Consider the following 10,542-nt stretch of genomic DNA (forward strand, 5'->3'; position numbering starts at 1 on the left):
ATAGAAGGAGCCCCCCATGACCGACGCAAATGCCAATAAACCCAAGATCTTTACCCCGGCATGGTTCTCGGCTCTTCTCAAAGGGGCGCTGCCGACCGGCGAGACCTTCTGGGCGGGCAACTACGGCACCGCGATGTTCCATCAGCCCTTTGTCGCGATCCTTGTCGTGCTGCCGATTCCACGCCTCATCCCGGCGCTGTTCTGGGCCGCCCTGACGCTTTATCAACTGGCGCTGACTTCCGCCGTGATCCGCTCGAAACCCGGCGTGCCAACGCCGCTTGGTTGGAAGCTCGCAGGGATCGCCATCACGCTCGCGCATGGCGCGCTCTTTGCCTCGCTCGCCCGCTCGATCCTGTCCTGACCCGATGGATCAGCCCGAAATCACGCGCACAAGTTGGCTTATGGTGGGCATTCTCGGCCTCGTCTGGGGCGCGAGCTTCTTGTTTGTCGAGGTGGCGCTTCGCGGCATAACGCCCTTTTGGCTCGCCGCTGCCCGCATCACATTCGCGTCTCTCCTGATGACGGCCCTCTGGGGCGCGCGCGGCTGGCGCCTCTTCACAGAAACCCGTCCCGGCACATGGACAACCGTCCTCATCGTCGGCGCACTAAGCTCTGCTGTGCCCTTCATGCTTCTAAGCTGGGGACAGCAATATGTGACCTCGGGCTTCGCCGGAGTCTGCATGGCGGCCGTGGCCCTTATGGTGCTGCCGCTGGCGCATTTCCTCGTGCCCAGCGAGCATCTCACGCCCCGCAAGACCATTGGCTTCTTATTGGGTTTTTTCGGAGTCGTGGTCCTCATCGGGGGGCAGGCCTTCGTGAGCACTGGCGCCGCTCTTGAAACCTATGGTCGCCTCGCCTGCCTCGCGGCGGCGGGATGCTACGCGTTGAGCTCCGTTCTGGTGCGTCGCCTACCATCGGTCGATGCCATCGGCCTCGCAACGGTGCTCTTGATCGTCGGCGCGCTCGTGGTGATCCCGGCGGCATGGCTGCGCGAAGGACCGCCGCCGATTCCCAACCAACAAACCCTTGCCGTGCTCGTTGTGTTGGGCGCGGTACAGACCGCGGCGGCGAACTTCCTGCGCGTTCTGGTGATCCGCACGGCCGGACCAACATTCATGAGCCTGACCAACTATCAAGTGCCGCTCTGGTCCGTTGTCCTTGGCGCGCTCCTCCTGGGCGAGCCGCTCCCGGCAAGTCTCTTGCTCGCCCTCGCCCTCATTCTCGCCGGGGTGGGGCTAAGCCAATATGGCGCCCTCACCCGTCTTTTCTCTCGTGTGCAACGCCCTTAAAGAGCGGCTTCAATCTCGGCGACGATCCCGTCCACGGTCTGTTCAAGAAGCCCGGAATCCTCGCACTCCGCCATCACCCGGACAAGCGGCTCGGTCCCGGACTTGCGGATCAAGAGTCGGCCTTTGCCCGCAAGCGTTGCTTCCGCCGCCCGGATCGTCTTCTGCACCTGCGCGACCTCAAGCGGCGCTTGCCCCGCTGAGAACCGCACGTTCTTGAGCATCTGCGGCACAGTCTCGAAATTGCGGGCAAGCTCAGACGCCTTGCGCCCCGTCTCGGCCATCGCGGCGAGGAACTGCACCCCAGCCATGAGCCCGTCTCCCGTCGTCGCGTGGTCCGTCATCACGATATGGCCGGACTGCTCGCCGCCAAGGTTGAATCCTCCTTCGCGCATCCGCTCGACAACATAGCGATCGCCCACGGCCGTTCGCTCTAGCCGAAGCCCCTTGCCCTCGAGGAACCGCTCAAGCCCGAGGTTCGACATCACCGTCGCCACAAGCGCCCCGCCCTTGAGACGTCCCGCCTCGGCCCAACGGCTCGCGAAAAGGGCCATGATCTGGTCGCCATCGGCCACTTGCCCGTGCTCGTCGATAATCATCACGCGGTCCGCGTCACCATCGAGCGAAATCCCCACATCCGCGCCATGCGCGACAACGGCCGCCGCCGCGGTGCCGGGATAGGTCGAGCCGCAATCGCGGTTGATATTGTGGCCATCCGGTGAGACGCCGACCGGGATCACCTCCGCGCCAAGCTCCCAAAGCGCCTCGGGCGCCGCGCGGTAGGCCGCACCGTTGGAACAGTCGATCACGACCTTCATCCCGTTGAGCGGCAACGCATCCGGAAGCGAGGATTTCACCCGTTCGATATAACGAAAACGCCCATCGTCGATCCGCACCGCATGGCCGATATTGCTCGCCTGCGCGAGTTCGACGCCGCTTTCGATCAGGGCTTCAATCTCGTGCTCGACCACGTCCGATAGCTTGAACCCATCCGGGCCAAAGAACTTGATCCCGTTGTCTTCTGCCGGGTTGTGACTTGCCGAAATCATCACCCCAAGGTCCGCGCGCATCGACGATGTCAGCAATCCGACCGCCGGTGTCGGCACCGGGCCAAGCAGCAGAACGTTCATTCCCGTTGAGGTCAGCCCCGCCGTCAGGGCGTTCTCAAACATATACCCCGAAAGGCGGGTGTCCTTGCCGATCACGACGCGGTGGTTGTTCTTGCCGTCATTGCGGAAATACCGTCCCACCGCCGCACCGATCCGAAGCGCCATCTCGGCGGTCATCGGGTAGGTGTTGGCGCGCCCACGCACGCCGTCAGTGCCAAAAAACTTACGTCCCATCGTACTCTCCCGTTGTCACGGCTTTCCACAAATTCACCGCCTGGCGCGTGTCATCCACGTCATGCACCCGCACGATCTGCACGCCCTGCGCGATCCCTTCAAGCGCCACGGCCACCGACCCGCCAACACGGTTCTCCGGCTCTGGGGCCTGCCCGATCACCTTGATAAAACCCTTGCGGCTCGCCCCGAGTAGGACAGGGCAACCGAGGCTATGAAACAAGCTCAAACGCGCCATAAGCGCGAGGTTATGCGCGATCGTCTTGCCAAACCCGATGCCAGGATCGGTCACAATGTCCGCGCGCGGAATGCCCGCTGCCTCAAGCGCCGTGATCCGTTCTTCAAGGAAATCATACACATCAAGAAGAACGTCGTCGTAATCCGGGTCGTCCTGCATCGTCGCCGGATCGCCCTGCGCATGCATGACACAGACCGGCGCGCCACGAGAGCCGCAAAGCGGGGCAAGCTCCGGGTCAAACGTGAACCCGGCCACGTCATTGACCATCAAGGCCCCGGCATCAAGCGCCTCGGCCGCCACCGCCGCCTTGCGCGTGTCGATGCTGATCGGCACGTCAAGCGCTCCTGACACCGCCGCGATCACCGGCGCGGTGCGGCGGATTTCCTCCGCGACCGGCACCTCGACCGCACCGGGCCGCGTGCTCTCGCCGCCAATGTCGATCAGGGTCGCACCTTGCTCCGCCATCTCGCGAGCCCGGGCCAGTGCCGCCTCGGGCGCATCATGCGCCCCGCCATCCGAGAAACTATCTGGCGTGACGTTGAGAATGCCCATGATCTGCGGCCGCGTCATATCGAGCGGACCAATGGCCGCGCGCGGGGCAGTCATCGCCGCAAGCGCCTCCTCTGGCACCTCACGGATCGGGACAACGCGCGGCGGCGCCTCTCGGCTCAGGACTTCGACATGGCTGAACCAAGTCCAGCCACCGGCCAAGACCAACGCGTCATCGGGGCGCGCCCTGTCTGTCTGCGGAATCGCTCGGTAGTAGTTTTTCATGCGCCCTGAATGGTCATTCATACGCGACTTGGCAAGCGCCGACTGCCCCGCTTCGGCAGTCCCCCGCCACCTTCGTTTCAAAGATGAAACCTAAATCGCTGCACTTCCAAGCGGCACGTTGCGCGTCGGAATATCCGTCTCTTCCGGAAGGGTCTCGCCCACCGCGATCAACCGGCGCGCTTCCATCACTTCCGCGAACCAGAGCGCAAGCGCGACCGTGTCGCGCGGGCTCGAGCTTGGCCCATCCACCGCATCCAAAACGATCTTCGAAGGCGCCCAGACACAGATCTGGCCGTTCTTCATCGCCCAGTCGAGCTCCGTGCGCGTATTGACAACGACACAGCGCGGATCGCGCGAGGCCAAGACCCAGGCGTTCTGTTCGATGGCAAGGAGGTCGATCCGGCGTTGCGTCATGGCGTGGCCGGTGGTCGGCGCCGGGCTGTCCGGCGCACCGACACAGAAGATCAGCGGCACATCTTCCGCGGCAAGCTGGTCGATCCAGCCTGTGAGGTTCTCCGACATCATCGCCGCGTTCGACAGGTAGACCACCCGTGGGTGCGGTTTCTCATCTTCGTGCAACGCCGGATGCACCACAGCGCGCGAGCGCACGATCTCTACCCCAAGCGCCCCCGGCCCACGGTCAAGCTTTTCGATCCGCACGAAAACGCGCACGGCCTGTGGTTCAAGAAGGATCCGCTCTGCGACCCGCTCGGCCAACGTCTCTAGTAGGTTGAGACGCTCCGCGCCAAGCTCATAGGCAATCGCCTCAGTCACCTTGTCATAAGACAAGATGCGGTCCACGTCGTCTTCGACCGGCCCGGTCAGTGGGCGCACTTCGACCACGATGTTAAAGCTGATCCGCTGGGTCGTACCGCGCTCGGCCTGAAACGCACCGATCTCGACCTCGACAACATGGTCGCGCAGGGAAATCCGGTCGAGCGGTTCGTCGGCTGTGGCCTCGGCGCGCTCGGAGGGATGCGCAAAGGCAAGGCGCACTTCGTTGGTCATGGCGGGCTCTCCCGGTCGTCGTTTCGCGTCACCCTATGCGTTCCGGGCGCCCGATAACAGGACATAGGCGGCAGGTGCGCGCAAATTCGCGTCATGCAGGAGGTCCAGGAAAACAAAAAGCCCGCACGCGGCGGGCCTTCTTTCCGACATCTCTGCCGTGCTTAGTCATTCTGCGTAAGCCGCGTCGGCTGACGGTAGAAGTGGTGCACGCCGATGGTCGCCGTGCGCGGGAAGGTGCGGGCCCATTTCGGGTTCACGGCCTTCGTGTGATAGTGGGTCGCCCCATCTGTCAGTACACGCGGCGCTCCATCGATCACAAGGCGCGCGATCTTGCCAACCCGGTCAAAGGCGTCCGGTTCGCGGATCTTCTCGGCCACGCCATCACATGTGTAGGTGAACTGGCACTGGTACTTGCGTCCGGTTCCCTGATGAATGACGCCACAGAGCGAGTTGGGATACTGGCCATGTTCGACGCGGTTCATGATGACCTCGGCCACCGCGAACTGCCCCTTCACGCTCTCGCCACGCGCTTCAAAGTAAAGCGCCTCGGCAAGGCATTGCCATTGATCGTCGGTCTTCTGCACCTCCGGACGCGCATCAATCCAAGCGCGGCTATAGGTGATCTTCGAAGGTGCTTCGTTCTGCTTAGGGCGGAACATGTCCTTGAAGATGCTTCCGAAGGTGAATTTCTGCGTCTGGGAGGCAGCGGATTCGCTCTTCGTGCTGACCCGCGAGGGGGCCTCAGCCAATGCCATACCGGCACACATGGCCAGGCTCAGGGCAGCAGTCGTAATCAGTCTCATTTCAGCCTCATACTCGTTGCGGCAACGGTCCTCCCCGTCCGAGCATCCGGGCCTATTATAGAATCAAGGCTCTTGTGTCCACCCCACGGGCCTTTTCGCCGCAGAACGCAAGAAAAACTTCAAAATCTCGTCAACTTTTTTAGGAAAATTACCCAATCTTGTCGCGAATGGCCAATTGCGCAGCAGCGAGCCGGGCCACTGGCACCCGGAAAGGAGAGCAAGAGACATAGTTGATGCCTGCTTTTCGGCAGAAATCTATCGATTCGGGGCTACCGCCGTGCTCACCACAGACCGAAAGCGTCAGATCGGGTTGCCCCTTCCGTCCCCGCTCTGCCCCAAGCTTGAGCAATTCTCCGACCCCGTCCGCGTCGAGCGTATGGAAGGGATCCTCTGGGTAAACGCCTTGCTGCACATAGGTCGACATGAACCGCCCCGCATCATCTCGTGACAAACCATATGTCATCTGCGTGAGGTCGTTCGTGCCGAAGCTGAAGAAATGGCAATGCGGCGCGATATCTTCGGCCCGAAGCGCGGCACGCGGCGTTTCCACCATGACACCGAGACGATAGTCGAAATCGACACCCTTTTCCGTGCGCACCGCCGCCGCCACCGCATCGACCCGCGTTTTGACGAGCTCGACCTCGCGCTTGGCGCTCACCAGCGGGATCATGATCTCCGGCACGATCGGTTCGCCCTCGCGGCTTGCCTCGATCGTGGCTTCGAAAATCGCCCGTGCCTGCATGTCGTAAATCTCAGGCACGGTGATCCCAAGGCGCACGCCCCTCATCCCGAGCATCGGGTTGTATTCCTCAAGCGCCTCAACCCGCCGCGTCACATCCGACAGGGGCAGGTTCAGCGCCTCTGCCAAGTCGCGCAGTCCCGTGCGTTCGCTTGGCAGGAATTCGTGCAGGGGCGGATCGAAAAGACGGATACAGACCGGCATCCCCTCCATGATCCGGAACAACTCGGTAAAGTCCGCGCGCTGCATCGGCAAAAGCTGATCGAGCGCGCTGCGCCGGTCCCCTGCCGCATTTGCAAAGATCATTTCGCGCATCACGGTCAGGCGGTCTGCCTCAAAGAACATATGCTCCGTCCGGCAAAGCCCGATGCCGCCCGCGTTGAAATTCCGCGCCGTGCGCGCATCGGCGGGCGTGTCGGCATTGGCCCGTACGTCAATATCTCGGGCCTCATCGGCCCATGTCATCAAGGCTTGAAACGCATCATCAAGCGCTGCCTCAAGCATCGCAGGCTCCCCGGCAAGCACCTCACCCTCGCTTCCGTCGATGGTAATGACATCGCCCTCGCGGAATTCCCGGCCATCTGGCGCGACAATCGTTTTCTTGCGCATCTGGAACCGGATCGACGACGCGCCCACCACACAAGGCAGGCCAAGCCCGCGCCCGATCACGGCCGCATGGCTCGTGGTGCCGCCGCGCTCGGTCAAGACGGCGCTGGCCGCGTGCATGCCCCGGATATCCTCCGGGTTTGTCTCGCGCCGCACAAGCACGCAAGGCTCGCCACGCGCCGCGCTCGCCTGCGCTTCGGCAGCGGTAAACACGATCCGCCCCGATGCTGCGCCCGGACTTGCCGCGACACCCGTCCCCACGACATCGCGGGGTGCATCCGGGTCGACCTGACGGTGCAGCAATTCATTCAGCGCCCGCGGCTCGATCCGGATCAGCGCCTCCTCCTTGGGAATAATCCCATCCTTGGCAAGCTGCACCGCGATCCGTACCGCCGCCCGCGACGAGCGCTGCACCCGGACGCCATCAAGGATATGCACTGCGCCATTCTCGATCGTGAACTCGATCTGCATCTCTTCACGCAGCCGTTCCCGCATCAGCGCCGCATCAAGCTTCAAAGCCTCGAAAGCCTCCGGCGCCAACTCCTCAAGCGACGGCCCACGCGGGTCTTTCTCGAGGAAAAGCGACTCCGCACCACCATCCAAGGCATCCCGCCCCTGCGACTGGCTCATGTAACGGCCCGTGATCTGCGGATGACCGGTGATCGAGTTTACAAGCTGCAAGACCCCCGAACCGCATTCCCCACGTCCAAGGCCAAGCACCATCTCTTGCACCACGAGGCCAAGCCCTGCATCCGCCGGGGCGCCCTTGGCCTGCCGCAATAGCCGCGCCGACGTGCCTTCCCAGGCCCGCGCCATCGAGCGCAGCACCCCGGCGAGCTGAACGCCCGGGTCTTGCGGAAACGGTTCTTCCGCTTCGTCCTCATAGGCTGCCAACGCGACATCACAAACATCCTCAGCCTCGAGATCGAGGTCGTCGAACATGTCCGGATCAAGCCGCGCGACTTGGATCGAATAGGTTTGGATGAACCGCGCAAAAAGCTTGCGCGCCGCCGACTCGCCGATCTGCGCGCTCAACGCCGCGAGTCGTGCGCCATTCATCCCGATATTGAGAACCGCCCCCGGCCCGCCCCAATCGGGATCTTCCGAGGACGGGCGCACGCAAAGCAAGCTTCCTTCGTCGAGCGGTGCAAGAAGGGCCTTCATATCCGGCATCACGCCCTGCGCAATCCGGTGCACCTCATCAAACGAAAGCGCGACCGTGCGTGGCACCGGAAGGTCAAGCCGCACTAGCCGCTGCAAGCATTTCGCCCGCCCGCCATGCGTTTCGTTGGCAACAGGCGCCGTCGGCGTGATGAATGTAAGATCGGGATTGTCTTGCTGCACTGCGGCACCTTCATATTGAGGCCCGCAGAATACGCCCCGCGGCTTGCGAGGCAAGGGAAAGATTCGCCCGTCTCCCGGCGTCATCCGCCCGAACGATCCTCAAACCGTCCGGGCAGGAGGCTTAGCCCTCGATCCGCGTCAGGTCCGCGACCCCAAGACAGATCTTGCGGATCTGCCCAAGGAGGTTGAGACGGTTGCGCCGCACGATATCATTCTCGGCGTTGACCTGCACCGCCTCAAAGAAGGCGTCGATCGGTGCCCGAAGCGCGGCCATCCCGCCCATCGCGGCGGCGAAATCCTCCGCCTCGAGCGCGGCGGCAATCGTGCCTTCCTGCGCCGCAAGCGCCTCGAACAACGCGGTCTCGGTCGCGTCCTCGGCATATTTCACATCCGCGCCAAAGCTATACTCCACCCCGTCCTTCTCTTCGGCCTGGGTGAGGATGTTGTTTGCACGCTTGAACCCTTGCACAAGGTTCTCGCCATCTTCTGTGCCAAGGAAGCCGCCAAGCGCCTCGGCCCGTTTCACGAGGAGATTGAGGTCATCATTGCCCGGCATCTCGAGGCAGGCGTCGATCACGTCATGACGAATGCCCTCATCGCGCAAGTGCACCTTGAGACGGTCATGGAAGAACCCAAGAAGGTCGCGCGAGGTATCCGGCACGCTCTTCTTGATCTCTTCGATATGCTCCGGCAGGTCGCCATCGAACGCATCAAGCACCGTGCGCACCGCCGCGCCAAAGACGCCATGATCGGCGATTTCCGCGCCCATATCCTTCATCAACGCCTCAGCCACGCCACCATCGCCGTTCTGCGCGATCTCGTGACGCAGGAGTTGCAGGTCGAAATACTTGTCGAGGTTCATCCGCAGATCGTTCTCAAGCACCAACCGGATCACCCCAAGCGCCGCACGACGCAGGGCGAACGGGTCTTTCGATCCCGTCGGCTTCTCATCAATCGCCCAGAACCCAGTCAACGTATCGAGCTTATCGGCAAGCGCCACAGCCACGGATACCGGCGCGCTCGGCACATCATCGGACGGCCCGAGCGGCGAATAATGCTCTTCCGCCGCCGCCGCGACCTCACCCGAGAACCCCGCGGCCTCGGCATAGTAGCGCCCCATGAGGCCCTGAAGCTCGGGGAATTCATAGACCATTTCCGACGACAGGTCCGCCTTGGCAAAGCGCGCCGCCTTCTCGATCACATCCGCATCCGCGCCCACAACCTCTGCCAACTCGCGCGCCAGGCCGGTGAAACGGTCGATCCGGTCGCCCTGCGTGCCAAGCTTGTTGTGGAAAGTCACGTTGGCAAGGCTCTCAAGCCACGGCTGCGCCCCGTCCTTGGCCACGCGCAGATCGTTCTCCCAGAAGAATTTCGCATCCGACAGACGCGCAAAAAGAACCTTCTGGTTCCCCGCAAGGATCGTCGCGCCACTGTCGGCGGTCTCGCGGTTGGCCACGGTCACGAATTTCTCAATCCGGCCGGTTTTCGGGTTCTTCACCGAAAAGAACTTCTGGTGTTCCTTCATTGAGGTCTGAAGCACTTCCGGCGGCAGGCCGAGGAAATCCTCGGCAATATCGCCCATGAGGACAACCGGCCATTCCACAAGCCCCGCGACCTCTTTCAAAAGGCCCGCATCCTCGACAACGTCCATGCCTTGCGCAAAGGCCATGTTCGTCGCGTCGTTCCAGATATGCTCGGCCCGTTCTTCCGCCGACAGGATCACCTTGTCGCGCTTGAGCTTGGCCTCGTAATCCTCGAACCCCGCCACGGCAAAGCGCCCCGACCCCATAAAGCGATGGCCCTCGGTCGTGTCGCCCGCCTTGATCCCGTCAATATCGAGCGGCACCACGGTGGCGCCCGACTCATCGCTCAGGATACAGAGGATCGAATGCAGCGGTCGCACCCAGCGCAAGCTGCCCGCGCCCCAGCGCATAGATTTCGGCCAAGGGAAATTGCGCACCGTGTCCTCAAGAACCTCGGCCACGATCTCCGCCGCCGGGCGGCCCGGCTTGGTGATGGTCGCGAAATAGACCGCGCCCTTGGGCGTCTCGCGTTCTTCAAGGTCGTCGCGGCTCACACCCGCACCGCGCAGAAAGCCCTCGACGGCCTTCTCCGGCGCGCCGACCTTCGGACCTTTACGCTCTTCGCGCACGGTCGGGCTCTCGGCAAGAAGCCCCTCAAGCGCCAGCGTCAGGCGGCGCGGCGTCGAAAACGCCTTGGCCCCGGCATAGGTCAGCCCCGCCTCGACAAGACCGTCCGTGACGCGCTTGCGCAGATCATCCGCCGCCTTCGCCTGCATGCGGGCGGGGATTTCCTCGGAAAAGAGTTCAATCAGAAGAGCGGGCATGGGTCAGTAGCCTTCCGGTTTGGGCGGGCAGTTTTCGGGGGCGGGCTGGCCGTCAAA

The 10,542-nt window shown here is 63.0% G+C and carries 8 protein-coding genes; 2 read left to right on the plus strand and 6 right to left on the minus strand.

Annotated elements, in window-relative coordinates; genetic code table 11:
* Positions 1–16: 16 nt before the first annotated feature.
* Both MK745_RS19325 and MK745_RS19330 read left to right on the plus strand, forming a co-directional pair.
* A complete protein-coding gene (locus MK745_RS19325; RefSeq protein WP_243614810.1) occupies positions 17–361 on the plus strand; it encodes a hypothetical protein in 345 nt (114 codons plus the stop codon).
* A 4-nt stretch (positions 362–365) separates the two neighbouring features.
* Positions 366–1,289, plus strand: a complete 924-nt coding sequence (locus tag MK745_RS19330) for a DMT family transporter (protein WP_243614811.1) — start codon at positions 366–368, stop codon at positions 1,287–1,289.
* On the opposite strand, the gene glmM is transcribed toward MK745_RS19330, so the two are convergent.
* The 6 genes from glmM to glyS all read right to left on the minus strand — a co-directional run bounded on the left by glmM (position 1,286) and on the right by glyS (position 10,485).
* Entirely contained in the window at positions 1,286–2,629 is a 1,344-nt protein-coding gene (gene glmM, locus MK745_RS19335) for a phosphoglucosamine mutase (RefSeq protein ID WP_243614812.1), read from the minus strand. The genes MK745_RS19330 and glmM overlap by 4 nt on opposite strands.
* Positions 2,619–3,638, minus strand: coding sequence for a dihydropteroate synthase (gene folP / locus MK745_RS19340; protein WP_243614813.1), 1,020 nt, complete (start codon positions 3,636–3,638; stop codon positions 2,619–2,621). The genes glmM and folP overlap by 11 nt, the downstream gene beginning before the upstream one ends.
* Before the next feature lie 90 nt (positions 3,639–3,728).
* Positions 3,729–4,646, minus strand: coding sequence for a dihydroneopterin aldolase (locus MK745_RS19345; RefSeq protein WP_243614814.1), 918 nt, complete (start codon positions 4,644–4,646; stop codon positions 3,729–3,731).
* 161 nt (positions 4,647–4,807) lie between these two features.
* Positions 4,808–5,449: a cell wall hydrolase gene (locus MK745_RS19350; RefSeq protein WP_243614815.1), complete on the minus strand. Its 642-nt coding sequence runs from the start codon at positions 5,447–5,449 to the stop codon at positions 4,808–4,810.
* Positions 5,450–5,597: 148 nt separating this feature from the next.
* The gene (gene ppdK, locus MK745_RS19355; protein ID WP_411028163.1) at positions 5,598–8,138 is read right to left on the minus strand and encodes a pyruvate, phosphate dikinase; all 2,541 of its coding nucleotides are present in this window, start codon (positions 8,136–8,138) and stop codon (positions 5,598–5,600) included.
* A gap of 121 nt (positions 8,139–8,259) precedes the next feature.
* Positions 8,260–10,485, minus strand: coding sequence for a glycine--tRNA ligase subunit beta (gene glyS / locus MK745_RS19360; RefSeq protein ID WP_243614817.1), 2,226 nt, complete (start codon positions 10,483–10,485; stop codon positions 8,260–8,262).
* Positions 10,486–10,542: the final 57 nt, after the last annotated feature.

This window comes from Shimia aestuarii (assembly GCF_022814865.1).
Classification (GTDB): Bacteria; Pseudomonadota; Alphaproteobacteria; order Rhodobacterales; family Rhodobacteraceae; genus Shimia; species Shimia aestuarii_A.

What these genes read in the sequence shown, in the direction of transcription:
- MK745_RS19325 (WP_243614810.1), top strand. Translation starts at nt 17, where the DNA reads ATGACCGACGCAAATGCCAATAAACCCAAGATCTTTACCCCGGCATGG.
- MK745_RS19330 (WP_243614811.1), top strand. Translation starts at nt 366, where the DNA reads ATGGATCAGCCCGAAATCACGCGCACAAGTTGGCTTATGGTGGGCATT.
- glmM (WP_243614812.1), bottom strand. Translation starts at nt 2,629, where the DNA reads ATGGGACGTAAGTTTTTTGGCACTGACGGCGTGCGTGGGCGCGCCAAC.
- folP (WP_243614813.1), bottom strand. Translation starts at nt 3,638, where the DNA reads ATGAAAAACTACTACCGAGCGATTCCGCAGACAGACAGGGCGCGCCCC.
- MK745_RS19345 (WP_243614814.1), bottom strand. Translation starts at nt 4,646, where the DNA reads ATGACCAACGAAGTGCGCCTTGCCTTTGCGCATCCCTCCGAGCGCGCC.
- MK745_RS19350 (WP_243614815.1), bottom strand. Translation starts at nt 5,449, where the DNA reads ATGAGACTGATTACGACTGCTGCCCTGAGCCTGGCCATGTGTGCCGGT.
- glyS (WP_243614817.1), bottom strand. Translation starts at nt 10,485, where the DNA reads ATGCCCGCTCTTCTGATTGAACTCTTTTCCGAGGAAATCCCCGCCCGC.